The sequence below is a fragment of the Rhizobium sp. AP16 genome (genome assembly GCF_000281735.1).
In the GTDB taxonomy this organism is placed as follows: Bacteria; Pseudomonadota; Alphaproteobacteria; order Rhizobiales; family Rhizobiaceae; genus Rhizobium; species Rhizobium rhizogenes.
The window spans coordinates 13,265-31,189 of record NZ_AJVM01000083.1; the positions used below are offsets into that span (position 1 = coordinate 13,265).

The window sequence follows — 17,925 nt, forward strand, 5'->3', positions numbered from 1 at the left end:
GCACCACCACCAACGTCGTCTTAGGGCGACATTGCTTCGCGGTAACGGCAGCTGCTTTTCGATTGGCACAGGTCATGGAAGCATCAGCGTGACATATTCGTATCCAGGTGAGATAATTTCGCGCGCGATAGACCGTGCGATGGGCACTCAAACGAAGGCGATGGCCTCCGAAATGGCAATGTTCGACCAACCTCATATTCTGATCGTCGAAGACGATACCGACATAGCGCATATGCTGGTCGAACTGGTGAAGAGCAATGGTTTCGAGGCGACGTCGGCGGCAAGCGGCGGAGAGATGGATCGCTTGCTGGCACGACACAAGTTCGATCTGATCGTCCTCGATGGCATGCTTCCCGGCGAGGACGGCTTCAGCATCTGCCGGCGACTGCGCTCGTCCCGATCGATTCCGATCCTGATGCTGACCGCGTTGCGGGAGGATGTCGACCGCATCCTGGGTCTCGAGCTTGGTGCCGACGATTATGTCACCAAGCCCTTCAACTCCCGTGAGCTGATGGCCCGCATCAAGAGCATTTTGCGACGGGCGTCATTTTCCCAGCAACCGGAGGAGGACGTCGCGCCGATGACGTTCGCGGGTTGGCGCATCGATCCGAAAAGCCGGCAGCTCTTCGACGCCGAAGGCGCCGAAGTCTCCATGACGACGGCGGAGTTCGATCTGCTTTGGGCGTTTTGCAGTAATCCGAACAAGGTGCTGACGCGCGAACAGCTTCTGTCCATGACGCATGCCGGATCGGCCGGCCCGGTCGAACGCAGCATCGATGCCCATATCAGCCGCGTCCGCCAGAAGATCGAGCCCAACCTCAAGGATCCAACCTTCATCAAGACGGTGCGTCTTGGCGGCTATCTGTTTGCTTCCAAGGTGGAGCGTCTGCCGTGAAGGGCCTTCGCACCGCCTCCATACGAACGCAGATACTCGTATTGGCGACGTTGCTGATCATCCTCGTTTCCGTCGTGGCGACGCTTTCCGAGCCGTTTATCTACGGCCGGCATGACAAGGGCGTTGCGATCGGCTTGTTGGCGGGACGAATTGAAAGAGTGCTGGATCGGTACCGACAGGCGCGTTCGCCCGATGAGGAAGATGCTGCCTTAAAGTTCGCCGCAACCCTCGGGATTTCCGCGGAGAAAATGCCGGCAAGTCAAATCCCGCCGCAACAGGAAGCTATTGCTGCGTCGAGCGAGATCGTCGAGCGGGCTAGAGCGCTGCTCGAAACCAATGTTTTCAAGTCAGTTGAGAATGCATTCGCGGATCAGTCGGTGGGGAATGTCCTGACCGTCAAGGTCGATGCCGATCGCGCGCTGGTTTTCCACTTGCCTGTCTTCCCCAACTATCTATGGCTGTTCCCAGCCATGGCGAGCGGGATTTTGAAGATCGTCATTCCGCTGGCGCTGATGGCCTATTTCAGCAGCTGGCTCATTACCCGGCCGGTGGTCCGGTTCGCCGCCGCCGCCGAGCGTGCCAGCATGGACGACAGCCTGGAAAAGCCGTTCGTGGCTGACGGCGCCTCGGAAATGAGAAGCCTGGCCGCCTCGCTCAACGTGATGCGAAGCCGAATATTGGAAATGGTCGACAGTCGCACGCGCATGCTCAGTTCCATCAGTCATGATCTGAGAACACCGCTGACCCGTCTGCGGATGCGCGCCGAGCGCTGCGAGCAGCCGGAGCTTCAGCGTCAGATGCTGGCCGATATCGCCACCCTGGGCTCGATGATCGATGAGAGCCTGACGTTTCTGACAAACGCCTCCCATAGCGTGCCTTCGCGCAAGGTGGATATTTCAAGCCTGCTTCAGACGATCGCGACCGACTTTTCGGACACCGGCATCGAGGTGGGCTTCAAAGGCCCCCGCCGGCTTACCTGCATCTGCAAGCCGCAAGCCATTACCAGAGCGATTACCAATGTGGTCGAGAATGCCTCCCGCTATGCGACCGAGATTGAGATTGAGTTGCAAAGCGCCAGCAATGGCGGGGTTTTGATCAAGGTGAGCGACAATGGCCCTGGCTTGACGGATGCACTCAAAGTACGGGCTCTGGAGCCCTTCTTCAAGGCGGACAAAGCCCGGACGACGGGAATGGGCGGCGGCTTCGGCCTTGGCCTTCCGACCGCCGAGGGTATCGTCAGAAAGGGGCATGGCGGGACGCTCAAGCTGCTCGACCGCAAGCCCAATGGCCTGATCGTCGAGATCACCCTGCCGCCAACTCAGGACGAGGCGATGGGGCGCCTTGCGGGTGATCCAAAGAAGGTCCCGTCGGCAGGCTGAGTTTTCATTCTTGCGGATAATGGAACGGCTACCCAACCTTCGGTTGGCAACAGACTCTTTAAGTCCCGCCATCATCTTCGCGAACATTTCCATATATTAAAGAAAACACCGCAACACACCGATTCAATAGAACTGGCTCTGGCAACACTCTGCCATATTTTCCAGGAGCCAAATCTTTGCTGAGAACACCCACCACCAGTGTCGCGCTGATCGCCCTGTGTGCGACCATTGCGGGATGCACCACTGCCGACCCCACCGTTTACGCGGGCCTGGCCTCGGCACCGCAGCTTCAGCCGAACCCGGACGACAAGGGCGGCCGCGTACCGTATCGGTATAAGGGCAATGTCGACTGGAGGCAGTACAACAAGATCATCGTCGATCCCGTCACTGTCTACAACGGTCCAGACAACCAGTTCGTGAAGATCGCCGACGAAGACAAATCAGTCCTTGCCGGTTACATGCAGGACCAATTCACGCAAAAGCTGCGGACGCGCTTCGCTGTCGTCAACAATCCCGGCCCCGGTACACTTCGGCTCCATCTGACGCTGACAGGCGCCAAGGATACCACCCCGGTTCTTGGACCGTTCTCGCATCTTGATGTCGGCGGCAACGCGATCAATGCCGTTCAGGCGGTGCGTGGTCGCGAAGGGACGATGGCGGGCTCGGTGAACTATGCCGTGGAAATCTACGATGCGCCGAGCAATCGCCTGCTCTCCGCCTATGTCGCCAAGCAATATCCGAATGCAATGAACGCTGGTGCAACCTTCTCGCGCTTGAAGGGCTCCAAGATCGGGATCGAGAAGGGTGCCGATGCGCTTCTCGAGCAGCTGCAGTAAGCCAAGCGGCCTTGCCCGCCTCAGATAACGGAATTGGCCACGCGTACATTGACTGCGCGGGGCCTTGTCCGTCTGAAGCTCACAAAGCCTTCGGCGTTCTGCTGAGGGTCGGCATTTTGTCCTAACTCAGGTCGGGACTGTAAAGCTCTGTCAGGGTCTTCAGCAGTTCGAGTACGTCCGGATGATCGCAGGAATAGTATCTGAATTGGGCGTGGCTGCGAAATTTGATGATTCCCGATCGATGAAGGCGCGCCAAATGCCGGCTTAGGGCCGGCTGGGATATGCCGATCTTCCGGGCCAGGCTATTTACGTCCTCTTCGCGATCCGACAGAAAAATGCAAACCTGCAGCCTGCTCGGATTGGCAAGCTGGCCGAGGAGATCTGCATGCCATGCGAGGCGTTGGTCTCGTGTTGCGTGATCTGAATACATTGGACGTTCTATTGCTGAGGATGAATCTGATGGATTTGCGCGGGGGCATAATCCTGCCAGGATACACGCACTGGCTGTAAAGTTTTATTCTGATTTGTTGCGATATGTTGCGTCTTGCGGGGCGGTCTGCCGGCTTGAACAGCTCTGACGAACGGTGCACGACGAAACCGTCGACTGAATGTATCGATGTATCACCGCGACGCCGCTTGCGACAAACTGTAACAAAAACGAACCGATTGCCTTGTTTTGGTCCGGCTTTTGACATCACGCTGCTAATTAGACCGGTTATCTCTGTGTCTAGTGAACAGGAGGTAGCCATGACTTATAAAGAATTGACGATAGCCGATGTTCTCAACGATCCGTTGATCCGGCAGGTAATGCGCGCGGATCAGGTGTCTCTGACCGGGATGACGAACCTGCTGCAAGATGCAGCGCATAGGCTGAAGAGCGCGAAGACATTGCGCGGCAAGGCGGAGATCGGCTTGCCGAGTGGCATGAACCCGATCGTGGCCAACGTGGCTTGCAACGATGCGTGGCGGCCACATCAATCGTGTGGCCGTTGATGATCGCTTTCGCTGAAGCCCAGCTTCCAAAAACTGACGGCGCGCGTGTTTGCGCGTGAGAGGCCGAGATCCCTCCGCCAATAGGTCCTAAGCGCCCGCGCCGTCGCTGATTCCGCTCCGGCCCACAGGCCGAACGATACGTCACTCGGCGGCCGGATGGCCTTCACGGCCCCTTCGAGCAATCGTGAACGTCCGGCGGCCTCACCGTTTCTATGAAGCCATCTGATATCGATGCCGGCCGGGCCTAAAAGCGTCTGTTCTTCGCCCTTGTCTGCCACCTCGATCAGGACAATGCCCTGTGCCGTCTCAGGCAGAGCCTCGAGCATGCGGGCAATCGCAGGGATGGCCGTCTCGTCGCCGGCGAGCAGGCACCAATCCATCGCCGGCATGCTGCCGCCGCCGGGACCCATCATGCCGATGACATCGCCGGCACGCGCCGTCTCGGCCCAGGCACTCGCGACGCCCTGGTCGCCATGCAGCACAAAGTCGACATCGATCTCGCCGGCGGCAACATCGATGCGCCGGATCGTATAGGTGCGGGTCGTCGGCCGCTTGCCGTAGGGCGGCCAGGCCGGGCGTCCGTTCGGGCCGAGAACCGGCCATTCGGGAACCTCAAGGTCGGCCGGGGGAAACAGCAACCAGATATGAGGATCGCCAGTGGTGAACCAATCGAGGTTCTCGCCCTTCAGTGTGATGCGGCGCATGCGCGCCGTCAGGTCGGTCATGGTCGCGACCGTCATGATCCGCAGATTGGGAACGACGCTGCTGTCGCAGCCGTCGCCGTTCCAGCGAATATCCGGCTTTTCGCGCCAGGTGAATTCCTCAAGGTGGCTCGCCATCACATCCCTGACGGTCGCGAGTGATGGCAGGTCTCCAGCTTCCGCGTAGAGACGCAGGCCCTGATCGGTGACCTCCATCGTGCCGATCCCCCAGGGGAACACGGCGCTTCCCATCGCCCCCGAAAGGGTGGTGGGCACTTCCTCGGCGAAATGTTCGAAGACTTCGGCGAGATATTGCTTCGGCGTGGGCAGGGCGACTTCGGCGCGGGATGTCAGCTTTGTCATGAGGCGGTGTGTCCTGAGTTGGCGATGCCGAGGCGGAGCGATGGTGGGATCTCCGTTTCGGTGGGAGAGGGGTCACGGATCGAGAAGATCGGCCCAGTAGGTTCCTTGCATCGGAACCGCGAGAAATTTTTCGTTGATCTCCGCCAGCGTTTTCTGCGGGTCGATATCGGCGAACAGATCCGGATGAAACCACTTCGCCATCGCCTCGACCGCAAGCACATTGGTTGGGGAATGGAAGAAGAAGAGCCAAAGCGCATGCGCGCGGCCCTTTGCGAAAGCCGAGAGCGTGCCGATCCCCGGCTCTTGTGCCGCATCCTTCAGCGCGGAATGAACAAGCTCCGCGGAAGCGCCGGGACCGATCATGAAGCCGCCGCTGCCGGGAAGATCGGCTCCGCCGGCTGCGATATAGATGTCCGGGTCCTGCGATAGGACATATTCGAGGCTGAGCTGGCCAGTCGCGCCCTTGACAACCGATTTCGCGATGTTCTCGCCGCCGGCGAACTCGATGAATTCACCGACCTTGCCGCCTGCCGACCAACAGCATTCCCAGCCACCGGCGCGGGCATGCAGGAAGACCTTGGGCCTGGTGACGTCGGCACCGGCCAATCGCTCCGAAATCCGCCGCATATGGCTTTCGTAGAAATCGATATAGGCCTCGGCACGGCCTTCCTGCCCGAGCGCCTTGCCAAGAATCCGCATGCTGGCGGCGGTATTCTTGATCGGGTCGTTGAAGAAATCGACATAGGCGACGGCGACGCCAGCCGCGTTCAACTGCGTCTCCATGGTGCTGGACGTGCCGAACCAGAGCGGGACGATGACGAGGTCCGGCCGAAGGCTCAGCGCCTTTTCGACGGAGAACGTATCGGCGGTCGTCCCGCCAACGACCGAGATGTCCGCCATACGGGGAAAGCGCTGCCTGTATTGGCCATAAGTCGATGGATCGAACCGAACGAAATTATCCGCCCAACCGACGACTTGTTCAGTCGGATCGGACTCGAGTAAGGCCAGGGCGGTCAGCAACTGGCCATCGGCGAGGATGACGCGGCGGGCCGGATGGGACAGTTCGATGGTCCGTCCGGCGATGTCGGTGAAGGTCGCGAGCTGTGCGTTTGCCGCCTGTGCACCGCAGACGATCGCGGCGTAAGTGACAATGATCAGTATGCCGCGTGCGATGAGACGCGCGCGGCATACTACCGTTGTTCGAAGCAGGAGGTTCAGCCCGAGCACTTGCACTACCACCGATATTTGAGGTTGGCGGTAATCGTCCGGCCATTGCCGTAGAAGCACGAAGTCTCGCTCCAGCATGATGATACGAAGGTCTTGTTGAACAAGTTGGTCGCATTGACCGAGAGCTGCAGATTTTTAATGTCGGGGTTCAGTTTGCCGAAGTCGTAGCGCAGGGCAGCGTCCACCAGCGTGTAGGAGGGAACCTTCAAGCTGTTGGCGGCATCGCCATAGGACGAGCCGACATAGCGGACACCGGCTCCGAGGCTGAGGCCGTCCAACGTACCATCGTCGAATTCGTAGTTGGCCCAGAGCGAGGCGAGGTTGCTTGGCACGCCATAAGGACGCTTGCCCTGATAGGTCGTGTCCTCGGTATTCTTGATATCGATATGGGAGTAGGAGGCGATCAGACTCAGATTGTCGTTGACGTTGACATGAGCCTCCAGCTCGACGCCGCGTGACCGGACCTCGCCCGTCTGCACGGAGGCATAAGGATGCGAAGTATCCGGGTCCGCCGTCTTTACGTTCTGCTGGGTGATGTCGAACAGCGATGCCGTGAGGAAGCTTTCCCAGCCATCCGGCTGGTATTTGACGCCGACTTCATATTGCTCGCCCTTGGTCGGCTTGAACGGATTGCCCGACCAGTCCGTGCCGAGCACCGGTTCGAAGGACGTCGAATAGCTGGCATAGGGTGCGATGCCATTATCGAAATTATACATGAGGGCGGTGCGCCAGGAAAAAGCCTTGTCCGACTGGGGCACGTAGGCCGGCGCATAATTGTTGCGGGTCTCGGCGTCGACCCAGTCGCCACGGATACCCGTCAACAGCGACAGGTTGTCGAGTTTCATCTGGTCCTGAACGTAAACGCCGGTCTGGTTGAGCCTCTGGCTGGTCACATAATCGAGGCTCGGCGATGCGATGGTCTGGTAGTAGACCGGATTGAGCACGTCGAGCGGATCGACTGCCCCATAGCCCATCTTCACGTCGGCATTGTTGCGGCGATAGTCCAGCCCGAACAGCGCGGTGTGCTGGATCTCGCCCGTCGAAAACTCGGCCTGGGCCTGGTTGTCGATGGCGAGACCATCGAAGGATTCGACCGAATGGATCGACATGCGCGACAGCTGGGTCGGCGTCAGCCATCCATTCTGGAAGACCGATTTGTAATCATAGTCGGCGTGCATGAAGCGCAGGTTCTGCCGCACGGTCCAGATGTCGTTGAAGCGATGCTCGAACTCATAGCCGATCGAATATTGCGACCGCTGCGACTGGTCGAAATTCGGATCGGCCTCGGTGAAGTTGCGTGACAGCTTGCCCCAGGATGCCGATTTCACCGTGCCGACATAGGGGAGATAGTTGAAGTTCCCGGCATCCGGATCGCGCTGGGCATTGCCGAGAATAGTCAGCTTGGTGTCGCCGTCCGGCTGCCATGTCACCGCCGGAGAGATCGAGAGACGCTGATCTTTGGCGAAATCGACCTGAGAATCCGCGTCGCGCGCAACGCCGGTCAGGCGATAGAGTACCGTGTTGTCGTTGTTGACCGGACCGCTGAAGTCGAAGCCGATCTGTTTGCGGTTGAAGGTGCCGTATTGCAGGTCGACCTCGTGCAGGGGCTCTTCCGTCGGGCGCTTGCTCCAGAGGTTGACCACGCCGCCCGGATTGACGGCGCCGTAAAGGATAGAGGAGGGGCCTTTCAGCACCTCGACCCGCTCCAGCATATAGGGGTCGATTGACGGCGCGATGTAGTAGATGCCGCGCGGCATGCGCAGCCCATCCATGAGCCCGACCCAATTCGCCTCGGAGCCGCCCGGCGTACCGAAACCGCGGATGTTCGGATAGTCATAGCGCCCGGTGCGCGTCTCGGCGGCGACACCCGGCGTGTAGCGCAGTGCCTCCGAAACGGTCTTCGAATTCTGGTCTTCCATCTGCTTGCGCGTAACGACGGAGACCGACTGCGGCGTTTCGATCAGGGGCGTGCCGGTTTTCGTCCCTGTCAGGGCATTCTGCGCGATATAGCCGTCGGTTGGGCCGAATGCCCCATCCTGACCGGTCACGGTGATCGGCGCGAGCACGGTCGAGCCATCGGCCGCCGTTCCGCTTGCTGCCGTGGTGGTGGGATCGACGAGGGCGGCCGAGCCGGGTGCGCCGATGCGAAGGACGATGCCGGTGCCGGCAACGAGGCGCTGCAAGGCCTGCGTCGGCGTCATCGACCCGATCGCAGCACCGGATGTCTTGCCGCGTGCGATTGCCGAGGAATAGCTGATCTGCCAGCCGGTTGCGCGAATGAAAGCGCTGACGGCCGAGTCGAGCGGCTGGGCCGGGATCTGGAAATTCATCGCCTGCGTGGCGGCCGGACGCGCTTGCTGCCCCATGGCGGGCGATACGGAAGTGACACTGAGGCAGCTTAGAAGTGTCGATGCCAGAAGTGCCCGCGCCAGAATGCGCTCGTTCCCATGTTTCCTGATCTGCTGCCCATGCGATGACATTCGCCCCATTTCCATCTTGCCGATAATCCCTTCTGGCCCCAGAGGGTTCGGACCGCAACGCGCGCAACCGTCACCCTTCAATACCTAGACGCAGTGGGAATGCGGAACCGGCAAAAAAAGTTGAGGAATTATCGCAAGATTATGATTCCGCCTGGAATCCGGGTCATTCCTACGCCCGCCGCATCCGCCAGGGTGCGAATGGCGCCTTCGATACTGTCGAGACGATAGTTGCCGGTAACGATCAGGCGGCTGATGCGGCTGTCGGCAACAATGATCGTGCCGCCGTAATAGCGGCGCAGCTCGTTGAGCACGGTTCCAAGCGGCTGATCGTCGAAGATGATGCGTCCATCGCGCCAGGCGAGTGCGCGGGACGGATCGGTCTTTCGCACCGCCGACAATGACGTGGCTGTCGCCGTTACCGCCTCGTCGGGCTCCAGCCTGACCTGCTCGGCCGCATTGCAAAGACAGGTGACTTCGACATGACCGCGTTCCAGCACGACATCGTCGGAGTCGTCATCGGTCCGTACCGAAAACGCCGTGCCGGTGACTTCGACTTCGCCGAAATGGCCGGTCACCCTGAAGGGATGGGACGCATCGTGCTGCACGTCGAAGAAGGCCTCGCCCTTGAGCAGCCGCACTGTGCGCTGGCCGTTCTGGAAATCAAGCGCGACGGCCGACGCCGTGTTGAGGATCATGGTCGAGCCGTCGGGGAGGTGGATCGTGGATTGATCGCCGGTCGCGGTGATATAGTCGGCCTGCCAGGCCAGCATCAGTTTCGGATATTGCCAGGCACCCAGCACGGCCAATACCACCGCAGCCGCGGCCGCAAGGCGCGGAAGCCAGCGCAATCCCTGCCGCCGCGACGTGGCGGTCTGCTTGGCGGCGCTTTCCGCCATCGGGAGAGAGGCGACCGCTTTTGCAAAGGCGCTTGAGCCCCACATTGCCTCAAGGGCGTGAAACTCCTCCGCGTGTCGCGTGTTGTGATCGAGCCAGGCTTGAAAATCACGCATGGTGCCGGCGTCGGGTTCGGCGTTGCGCAGGCGGGCGAACCACTCGAGCGCCGCATCGGCGATCGGATCATCGTGAACGTAGCCTTCGCCCGTCTCGTCCTCATTGTCCGTGCCGTTCCGTCCCACTCAGGCCATCCCATCTTCAGTGCATCGCGGGTCCCTATAACCTAGACGTTCGGTAATCTGAAACCCGGCAAAAAAGGCTTCCCTCGGGCATACGATGTCTCGCAAGCCAGTGACGGGAAGGGTTAAACCCCGCAACGTGATAGATGTCATTACCATCAGGGGATCACTTCTTGTCGAGCCGCGCAAGCGCGTCCCGGCAATGCCCCATGGCGAGCTTCAGATCATTGAACACTGTCCGTTCGGAGACGCCAAGATGGTCGGCAATGCGGACATTCGACCATTCCTCCAGGCGACTGAGAACCATGATCGTCTGCGCCCGCTCGGGAAGTCCGGAAAGCGCCTTTTTGAACCAGCACAGCCTCTCCCGCTCGATGATCGCATCCTCGACGGAGGGGATATCGGCGGCGATGGCGGCGATGGCCGCTTCCTCGACGCCCTCGGCCTCGACGTTGGCGCGGGTGTTCTTGCGGCGCAGATGATCCAGCGCAAGATTGCGGGCCGTCTGGTGCAGGAAGGCCTCGACATGTTCGATCGGGCCGCTGTCGGCTGCCCGCCGCGCCCTGACATAGGTCTCCTGCGCGAGATCCTCGGCCGTCTGGGGATCACGCACGATACGCATCACGCTCCACAGCAGGGAGCGCCGCTGGGTCTCGAATATGGTGTTCAAGACGGAGGGCATGACGACGCCTCCTTCCTCAAGCCTGACGATACCCAATAGTCGAAATCAACGCATATCGCGGCGGCAGCCGCGAAACCTGCCGGTTTCCACGCCCGCTCGTGTCCCGTTCCCGTGTCCCGGTCAGTTCGCGTCGACAATCAATCACACCCGTGTCATCGGTCTTGGGCAAAGGGCTTTACCCAAACACCGATCCTGCCATAGGCGGACTGAAAAAACCTTGCAACGGCAGTGATTTAGAATGGATGCAAACTTTCGTGCGGACGCGAATAAAAGTGGATTGTAATTCACATGTTTTCTACTTGATTTTATTGCGCCTCTGCCGTCCGGCTGAATGATAGGCGGGGCGTTACACGCCCTTGGCAGTCTATGAATTGATCAGCCGGCGTTGCGCCCGTGCAACAGTTTCGTCATGCCGACTAGCCTGCGGGTGAAGCGCGGCGAAAAAAGTGGGGAATGAGCGAAGATCGGGGCGTCTTGGCCTTGCGGTGTCCGCGAATGATCGGGGATTTGCAGGATCAAGGCTTGGAAATGTTGCTCTCCAAGCAGCTCGAGGCTAATCGTTCAAATACTCAATGTCCGTTAGGTCGCTTGCCGCACCGAATGAAGGCAAAGCGCTCTTCTCCACAGGCTCTCCGGGATACCAGCAAGATGAATTCGCACGTCAATGATCTCAATGCGCTCATACAGCAGCTTTCATCGCAGCAAGAAGAGCATTTGATCGAGGTTCGCCGCGATATCCACGCCCATCCCGAGACCGGCTTCGATGTCGTCAGGACGAGCGGCGTGGTCGCCCGTGAGCTCGCAAACCTCGGGATCGAGCATCAGACCGGCATTGGCCGCACCGGCGTCGTCGGCTTTATCAAGGGCGGGCGTCCCGGCCCGACGCTCCTCATCCGGGCCGACATGGATGCCCTGCCCATGCAGGAGCAGACCGGCCTGCCTTTTGCCAGCCAGATCGAAGGCAAGATGCATGCCTGCGGCCACGACCTGCATACGGCGACGCTGATCGGCGTCGGCGCGATCCTCAAGGAGATTGCCCCCCGTCTCAGCGGCAACGTGAAACTGATGTTCCAGCCGGCCGAGGAAACCCAGGAAAGCGGCGCGGCGGCGATGATCGTCGACGGCGTGCTTGATGGTGTCGACTATGCGCTCGGCTTCCACAATTATCCGGATGAGCCCGTCGGAACGTTCAGCTTCATCCGGGGCATATCGAACGGCTCCTCCGACGAGTTCGACATTACCATCCATGCCAAATCCGGCCATGCCGCGCGCCCGCATGCGGCAATCGATCCGGTCGTTGCCACTGCGCATCTCATCACACAATTGCAGGCAATCGTTTCGCGCGAGGTCGACCCGATGCGCCCGGCGGTCCTGACCGTCGGCTCCATTCATGGCGGCAACACGCACAACATCATTCCCGACTCCGTTGCCATCATGGGAACGGTTCGTTGCCAGGACGCGGAATCCCGCGACGTGATCGAGGCTGCCATGCGCCGCGTCTGCGAGGGGCTGGAAGCATCCATGCGCGTTCGCTGCGAGGTGAACTACGTGCGCGGCGTGCCCTCGCTGATCAATGACGAGCATATTCTGACGACCACCATGTCGGCGATCCGCGAGCATTATGGCGACGTCGTCCTGGAGCGCGAGGCAGGCCTCGGCGCGGAGGACTTCGCTCTGGTCGGCGCGAAGGTTCCGGCCTTCCAGCTTGGCGTCGGCTCCTCCCAGGAAGGCCGCAACGATCGCGTCCACAATTCCGACTACCAGCCGGACGAGCGCTGTATCGCAAACGGTGTCGTAGCGCTGTCGTTGGCCGCCGCAAAGCTCCTGGCTTAGCCGGCGAAGCCTCTATTTACGACACGGGACCGGTCGCCAAACCGATTTTGCATTTTGTTTCTTCCGGATCGTTGATTTTTAGGAGGAAATTGCGGGCTTGATGTTAGCCGATACCATAGGAAATGTGCCACGCGGCCACCGCAATGCGGAGCCGGAAGCCATCAGATGAAGAGGAATAGATTTTAATGCCGGGCGAAAAGACGATTTCGAACATCCTGCAGCCGACACGGCGCCGGTTCCTGCAAACAGCGGGCGCCCTGTCGGCGACGCTTTCGGCAGGCGGGCTTTTGCTTCCCGGCAGCGCTGCGGCGCAGGCGGAAACGCCGGTCAAGGGCGGACATCTCGTGCTGGGGTTGGATACGGCGTCGAGCTCGGACAGGCTCGATCCCGCCTTCTATACCGAAGCCTATATGTACACGGTCGGCTTTCAGCTCTTCAACACCGTCGTCGAGCTCGGCCCGGATGGCAAGCTGATCGGCGCGCTCGCCGAAAGCTGGGAACCGGCAACGCCCGATGGCAGCAAGTGGGTCTTCAAGCTGAAGAAGGGCATCCAGTTCCACAATGGCAAGGAACTGACCGCGCAGGACGTCGTCTATTCGCTCAATCATCACCGCGGCGAAAAGAGCAATTCCGGCGGCAAGGGCCAGCTTCTGGCGGTTACCGACATCAGCGCCTCCGACACGCATGAAGTGACCGTGACGCTGAATTCGGGCAATGCCGATTTCCCGGCCGCTCTCGTCGACTACCATCTCGGCATCGGCCCCGACGGCGGCGACTTTGACAAGGGTGTCGGCACAGGTGCTTTCATCCTCGAAGACTTCCAGCCGGGCGTTCGCGCGCTGACCAAGCGCAATCCGAACTACTGGGCATCGGACCGCGCCTTCGTCGATTCCGTCGAAACCATCGCCATGAGCGATGCGACTGCCCGCATGGCGGCGCTGTTGAGCGGACAGGTGCATATCATCAACCGTGTCGAACCGCGATCCGTCAGCCGGCTTACCGCCCGCCCTGGCGTGCAGATCCTGCGCTCGCAGGAAAACACGATGTACTGCTTCCCGATGCGGGTCGATACTGCTCCCTACAACAATCTCGACCTGCGGCTGGCGCTGAAATATGCGATCGACCGCGAGGAGTTGCAGAAGAGCCTTCTCGTCGGCACCGGCGCTATCGGCAACGATAATCCGATCGCCTCCTGGAACCCCTATTTCGCCAAGGATATTCCGCAGCGCGCCTATGACCCCGAAAAGGCGTCGTTCCACTTCAAGAAGGCGGGCTCGCCAAGTGGCATCCAGCTTAGTGCGTCCGACAACGGTTTCCCCGGCTCGGTCGACGCGGCACAGCTCTATCAGGCTTCCGCCGCCAAGGCCGGCATCACCATTGATGTCGACCGTGTTCCCTCGGATGGATATTGGGACGAAGTATGGCTGAAGAAGCCGTTCGTCGCCTCCAACTGGTCGGTACGCCCGACGGCCGACGCCATGTTGTCGCTGATCCTCCAGTCCGACGCGCCGTGGAACGAAACCGCCTGGCGCGATGAGGCCTTCGACAAGCTGCTGGCGGCGGCGCGTGTCGAGCTGGACGAGACCAAGCGTAAGCAGATCTATCATGACCTGCAGGTGAAGCTGGTGGATGAAGGCGGCGAGATCATCCCGCTCTTCGTCGACAATCTGGCGGCGGCCAGCGACAAGGTCGGCGGCTATGTGCCGGTGCCGGGCGGCGGCGATCTTAGCGGCTACCGCATCGCCGAGCGCGCCTGGCTCAAGGCCTAAGACACCCGCAACAGAATGCCTATCGGTCCCCGGATTGCCATCCGGGGGCTCTTTTTTCCCGGTAGGGCTGCTAAACCGTTGCGCTACGCTGTCATTCACGATAGCGGCCATGCGTGGAATTTTTCGGAACAGACAGATGAACAACCAGCCTCTGGCTGAGGAGATCCAGCTCGAAACGCAGGCAGTGATGCCACCGGCACGCAAGTCGGCCGGCGGTCATCTCTTGCGCCTGCTCATTAAGCGTCTGGCTCTCGGTCTGGTGCTGTTGTGGGCGGTGTCGTTGGTCATCTTTGCCGGAACCCAGATCCTGCCCGGTGATGTTGCAACCGCTATGCTCGGCCAGCAGGCAACGCCGGAAGCGGTCGCCAGCATCCGCAAGGAGCTTGGTCTCGAGAAGCCCGCGCCGCAGCGTTATGTCGAGTGGTTGGGCGGTGCCGTGCGCGGCGATTTCGGGCGCAGCTACAGCAATCGCCAGGATATTGCCAAGAGTATCGCGCCGCGCCTGAAGAACACGCTTTATCTGGCGGCGATGGCGGCGATCATTGCCGTGCCTTTGTCCATCCTGCTCGGTATCCTCTGCGTGCTTTACGTCGGAACCTGGGTCGATCGGACCATCGGTATCGTGACGCTCAGCGCCATATCGCTGCCGGAGTTCTTCGCGGGCTATCTGCTGATCGCCTATTTCTCGGTCAGCCATTTCTGGCTTCCGAGCAGCGCGACAGTTTCCGATGCCATGCCCCTGGGGCAACGCCTCATCACCATGCTGCTGCCCTGCCTGACGCTGGTTCTTGCCGTCGTCGGGCACATGATGCGGATGACGCGGGTAGCGCTTCTGAACGTCATGGCGTCTCCCTATATCGAGACGGCGTTCCTGAAGGGACTGCCGGGCTGGCGTATCATCTGGAAGCATGCGCTGCCGAATGCCGTGTCGCCGATTGTCAATGTCGTCGCCCTCAATCTCGCCTATCTCATCGTTGGCGTCGTCGTGGTCGAGGTGATCTTCGTCTATCCCGGTATGGGCCAGTATCTCGTCGATCATGTCGCCAAGCGCGACGTGCCGGTCGTGCAGGCCGCCGGCCTGATATTCGCTGCCGTCTATATCCTGCTCAACATCGTTGCCGACATGGTCGCGATCCTGGCCAATCCCCGATTGAGGCATCCGCGATGAGAAATCTGCCGCGTTTGACGCCCCTGGCGGTGATCGGCCTTACCGGTTTGCTTATCTTTCTTATCATGGCGGTGCTGGCGCCTTGGATCGCACCGCATCCGGTCTCGCAAGTGGTCGGCGGCGTATGGGACATGCCATCCGCCGACGCACTACTCGGCACGGACAATATCGGCCGCGATCTCTTTTCGCGCCTGCTCTGGGGCGCGCGCATCACATTCGTCATCGCGGCGCTTGCGACCGTCCTTGCCTTCGTCACCGGCGTATCGCTCGGCTTCTACGCCGCCGTCCGCCGTGGCATCATCGATCAGGTGCTGTCGCGGCTGAACGATCTGGCGATGGCGATCCCAACGCTGATCCTGGCGCTGGTCGTGCTTGCCGTTCTGCCGAAAACCATGATCGTGCTCATCCTCGTCATGGCCGGGCTCGACGCGACGCGGGTCTTCCGCGTTAGCCGGGCGCTTGCCAGCGATCTGGTTACCCTGGATTATGTCGAGGTGGCGCGCCTTCGCGGCGAGGGTTGGAGCTGGATCATCTTCCGGGAAATCCTGCCGAACGCATTGTCGCCGCTGCTCGCCGAATTCGGCCTGCGTTTCGCCTTTGCCATTCTCTTCCTGTCGACACTTTCCTTCCTCGGCCTTGGCGTCCAGCCGCCGATTGCCGATTGGGGCAGCCTGGTGAAGGAGAACAAGGATGGGCTGGTATTCGGTGTCTTTGCCGCCCTCATTCCGGGTGCTGCAATCGCGATCCTCGTCATCTGCGTCAATCTCGTCGTGGACTGGATGCTCCAGAAGACGACCAGCCTGAAAGGCGTTCGCCGCCATGGCTGATACCTTGCTCAAAGTCATCGATCTGGAGATCAAGGCCGGCGATCAGACCATCGTCGACAAGGTGTCCTTCACGCTGGAAAAAGGGCGCGTACTCGGCCTGATCGGTGAATCCGGGGCGGGGAAATCCACGATCGGGCTCGCCTCGCTCGGCTATAGCCGCGACGGCTTGCGCATCACCGGCGGACGTGCGGACCTGAACGGCACCGATATCCTGGTCTTGCGCGGTCGCGATTCCAGGCGCCTGCGCGGCGCCGCGGTCACCTATGTCGCCCAGTCGGCCGCGGCGGCCTTCAATCCGGCCTATCCGCTGATTGAGCAGGTAATCGAAGCTACGCTCTGGCATGGTCTGATGAACCGCAGCGATGCCATAGCGCGGGCAAAGGAGCTTTTTGCTCTGCTCGGCTTGCCCGATCCGCAGAATTTCGGCGATCGCTATCCGCATCAGGCGTCGGGCGGACAGTTGCAGCGTGCGATGACGGCTATGGCGCTCTGCCCGCATCCCGAACTGATCGTCTTCGACGAGCCGACGACCGCGCTCGACGTGACCACCCAGATCGAAGTCCTCGCCGCCATCAAGCAGGCGATCGAGAAGACCGGAACTTCCGCGCTCTACATTTCACACGACCTGGCCGTGGTGGCGCAGGTAGCCGACGAGATCTTGGTGCTGCGCCATGGCCGAATGGTCGAGCAGGGGCCGGTCGATCGCATCTTCAACGCGCCGCGGGAAGACTACACCAAGCAGCTGGTCGCCATGCGCCAGTCCGAAAAGCCGGCTAAGCCGGCGGCAGATGCGGAGGCCCTTCTCAGCATCGAGGGCATAGAGGCGGGATACACGCCGGGCACGACCGTGCTGAAAGGCATCAGCCTGGACATTGGTCGCGGTGAAACACTGGCGGTCGTGGGCGAATCCGGCTCGGGGAAATCGACGCTGGCGCGGGTCGTCACAGGCCTGCTGCCGGCCGCCAAGGGTAGCCTGCACTTCGATGGGCAGGCCCTGCCGGGCGACCTTGCGTCACGCGGACGGGAGATCCTGCGTGACATCCAGATTATCAACCAGATCCCCGATCTTGCGCTCAACCCGCGCCAGACCGTCGAGGCGATCCTTGCTCGCCCGCTTGCCTTTTATTTCGGCCTTGGCGGCGTGGAACTCGACCGCCGCGTGATGGCGCTGCTCGATCAGGTCGAGCTGGCGCAGACCATGCGCGATCGCTATCCCTCGGAACTCTCCGGCGGCCAGAAACAGCGCATCTGCATTGCGCGCGCGCTGGCCGCGGCCCCCAAACTGATCATCTGCGACGAGCCGACATCGGCGCTCGACCCATTGGTGGCCGAAGGCATTCTTGGTCTCCTGACGCGGCTACAAAATGAGAGCGGCACATCCTATCTGTTCATCACGCATGATCTCGCCATCGTGCGGGCGATAGCCGATACGGTCGCGGTCATGCTGGACGGCAAGGTGGTGCGCTATGGCCGCAAGAGCGATGTTTTGGCGCCGCCCTTCGACCCCTATACGGAAAAGCTGATCGCATCGGTCCCGGAAATGCGCCCCGGCTGGCTGGACGAGGCAATCGCCAGGCGGGCGCCCGGAAAAGCGGCTCGCTGACTGCTGCCGAAATTACGAAATAGAAGACACAAGGAA

Annotated in this window: 15 protein-coding genes; 9 read left to right on the forward strand and 6 right to left on the reverse strand. The window is 60.8% G+C overall.

What is annotated here, in order from left to right:
• The first annotated feature begins 172 nt into the window (after window positions 1–172).
• The 3 genes from PMI03_RS28310 to PMI03_RS28320 all read left to right on the forward strand — a co-directional run bounded on the left by PMI03_RS28310 (window position 173) and on the right by PMI03_RS28320 (window position 3,110).
• Entirely contained in the window at window positions 173–895 is a 723-nt protein-coding gene (locus tag PMI03_RS28310) for a response regulator (protein ID WP_015917948.1), read from the forward strand.
• Complete coding sequence (locus PMI03_RS28315) at window positions 892–2,274, forward strand: ATP-binding protein (RefSeq protein ID WP_007702302.1); 1,383 nt, start codon at window positions 892–894, stop codon at window positions 2,272–2,274. Before PMI03_RS28310 ends, PMI03_RS28315 begins: the two co-directional genes overlap by 4 nt.
• A gap of 176 nt (window positions 2,275–2,450) precedes the next feature.
• Window positions 2,451–3,110, forward strand: coding sequence for a DUF3313 domain-containing protein (locus PMI03_RS28320; RefSeq protein WP_007702305.1), 660 nt, complete (start codon window positions 2,451–2,453; stop codon window positions 3,108–3,110).
• Window positions 3,111–3,231: 121 nt separating this feature from the next.
• Here PMI03_RS28320 and PMI03_RS28325 read toward each other — a convergent pair whose 3' ends face one another.
• A complete protein-coding gene (locus tag PMI03_RS28325) occupies window positions 3,232–3,540 on the reverse strand; it encodes a helix-turn-helix transcriptional regulator (protein WP_034515914.1) in 309 nt (102 codons plus the stop codon).
• A 317-nt stretch (window positions 3,541–3,857) separates the two neighbouring features.
• On the opposite strand from PMI03_RS28325, the gene PMI03_RS28330 reads away from it, so the two are divergent.
• Entirely contained in the window at window positions 3,858–4,103 is a 246-nt protein-coding gene (locus PMI03_RS28330) for a hypothetical protein (RefSeq protein WP_007702307.1), read from the forward strand.
• Here PMI03_RS28330 and PMI03_RS28335 read toward each other — a convergent pair.
• The 5 genes from PMI03_RS28335 to PMI03_RS28355 form a co-directional block, all read right to left on the reverse strand.
• Window positions 4,085–5,167, reverse strand: coding sequence for a siderophore-interacting protein (locus PMI03_RS28335; RefSeq protein WP_007702309.1), 1,083 nt, complete (start codon window positions 5,165–5,167; stop codon window positions 4,085–4,087). The two genes, PMI03_RS28330 and PMI03_RS28335, sit on opposite strands and share 19 nt — an antisense overlap.
• Window positions 5,168–5,239: 72 nt before the next feature.
• Window positions 5,240–6,472 (reverse strand): ABC transporter substrate-binding protein, encoded by a 1,233-nt coding sequence (locus PMI03_RS28340; protein WP_309574493.1) that lies wholly within the window; start codon window positions 6,470–6,472, stop codon window positions 5,240–5,242.
• Window positions 6,400–8,874: a TonB-dependent siderophore receptor gene (locus PMI03_RS28345; RefSeq protein ID WP_007702313.1), complete on the reverse strand. Its 2,475-nt coding sequence runs from the start codon at window positions 8,872–8,874 to the stop codon at window positions 6,400–6,402. Before PMI03_RS28345 ends, PMI03_RS28340 begins: the two co-directional genes overlap by 73 nt.
• A 128-nt stretch (window positions 8,875–9,002) precedes the next feature.
• Complete coding sequence (locus PMI03_RS28350; protein ID WP_007702316.1) at window positions 9,003–10,010, reverse strand: FecR family protein; 1,008 nt, start codon at window positions 10,008–10,010, stop codon at window positions 9,003–9,005.
• Window positions 10,011–10,173: 163 nt separating this feature from the next.
• A complete protein-coding gene (locus tag PMI03_RS28355; protein WP_007702319.1) occupies window positions 10,174–10,689 on the reverse strand; it encodes an RNA polymerase sigma factor in 516 nt (171 codons plus the stop codon).
• Window positions 10,690–11,337: 648 nt separating this feature from the next.
• Between PMI03_RS28355 and PMI03_RS28360 the strand changes: the two genes are divergently transcribed.
• From PMI03_RS28360 to PMI03_RS28380, 5 genes are all read left to right on the forward strand, one after another.
• Window positions 11,338–12,522, forward strand: coding sequence for a M20 family metallopeptidase (locus PMI03_RS28360; protein WP_007702320.1), 1,185 nt, complete (start codon window positions 11,338–11,340; stop codon window positions 12,520–12,522).
• Window positions 12,523–12,707: 185 nt separating this feature from the next.
• Complete coding sequence (locus tag PMI03_RS28365; protein WP_007702321.1) at window positions 12,708–14,291, forward strand: ABC transporter substrate-binding protein; 1,584 nt, start codon at window positions 12,708–12,710, stop codon at window positions 14,289–14,291.
• Window positions 14,292–14,478: 187 nt separating this feature from the next.
• Window positions 14,479–15,459, forward strand: a complete 981-nt coding sequence (locus PMI03_RS28370; RefSeq protein ID WP_037220249.1) for an ABC transporter permease — start codon at window positions 14,479–14,481, stop codon at window positions 15,457–15,459.
• Window positions 15,456–16,286 carry an ABC transporter permease gene (locus PMI03_RS28375; protein ID WP_007702323.1) on the forward strand — a complete coding sequence of 277 codons (831 nt, stop codon included), beginning with the start codon at window positions 15,456–15,458 and terminating at the stop codon, window positions 16,284–16,286. The genes PMI03_RS28370 and PMI03_RS28375 overlap by 4 nt, the downstream gene beginning before the upstream one ends.
• Complete coding sequence (locus PMI03_RS28380) at window positions 16,279–17,889, forward strand: ABC transporter ATP-binding protein (RefSeq protein ID WP_007702324.1); 1,611 nt, start codon at window positions 16,279–16,281, stop codon at window positions 17,887–17,889. Before PMI03_RS28375 ends, PMI03_RS28380 begins: the two co-directional genes overlap by 8 nt.
• The last annotated feature ends 36 nt before the right edge of the window (window positions 17,890–17,925 follow it).

Bases quoted from the DNA above. Each gene is read 5' to 3' on its own strand.
- PMI03_RS28310 (WP_015917948.1), top strand. From the start codon at position 173: ATGGCAATGTTCGACCAACCTCATATTCTGATCGTCGAAGACGATACC.
- PMI03_RS28325 (WP_034515914.1), bottom strand. From the start codon at position 3,540: ATGTATTCAGATCACGCAACACGAGACCAACGCCTCGCATGGCATGCA.
- PMI03_RS28330 (WP_007702307.1), top strand. From the start codon at position 3,858: ATGACTTATAAAGAATTGACGATAGCCGATGTTCTCAACGATCCGTTG.
- PMI03_RS28335 (WP_007702309.1), bottom strand. From the start codon at position 5,167: ATGACAAAGCTGACATCCCGCGCCGAAGTCGCCCTGCCCACGCCGAAG.
- PMI03_RS28340 (WP_309574493.1), bottom strand. From the start codon at position 6,472: ATGCTGGAGCGAGACTTCGTGCTTCTACGGCAATGGCCGGACGATTAC.
- PMI03_RS28345 (WP_007702313.1), bottom strand. From the start codon at position 8,874: ATGTCATCGCATGGGCAGCAGATCAGGAAACATGGGAACGAGCGCATT.
- PMI03_RS28355 (WP_007702319.1), bottom strand. From the start codon at position 10,689: ATGCCCTCCGTCTTGAACACCATATTCGAGACCCAGCGGCGCTCCCTG.
- PMI03_RS28360 (WP_007702320.1), top strand. From the start codon at position 11,338: ATGAATTCGCACGTCAATGATCTCAATGCGCTCATACAGCAGCTTTCA.
- PMI03_RS28365 (WP_007702321.1), top strand. From the start codon at position 12,708: ATGCCGGGCGAAAAGACGATTTCGAACATCCTGCAGCCGACACGGCGC.
- PMI03_RS28370 (WP_037220249.1), top strand. From the start codon at position 14,479: ATGCCACCGGCACGCAAGTCGGCCGGCGGTCATCTCTTGCGCCTGCTC.
- PMI03_RS28375 (WP_007702323.1), top strand. From the start codon at position 15,456: ATGAGAAATCTGCCGCGTTTGACGCCCCTGGCGGTGATCGGCCTTACC.
- PMI03_RS28380 (WP_007702324.1), top strand. From the start codon at position 16,279: ATGGCTGATACCTTGCTCAAAGTCATCGATCTGGAGATCAAGGCCGGC.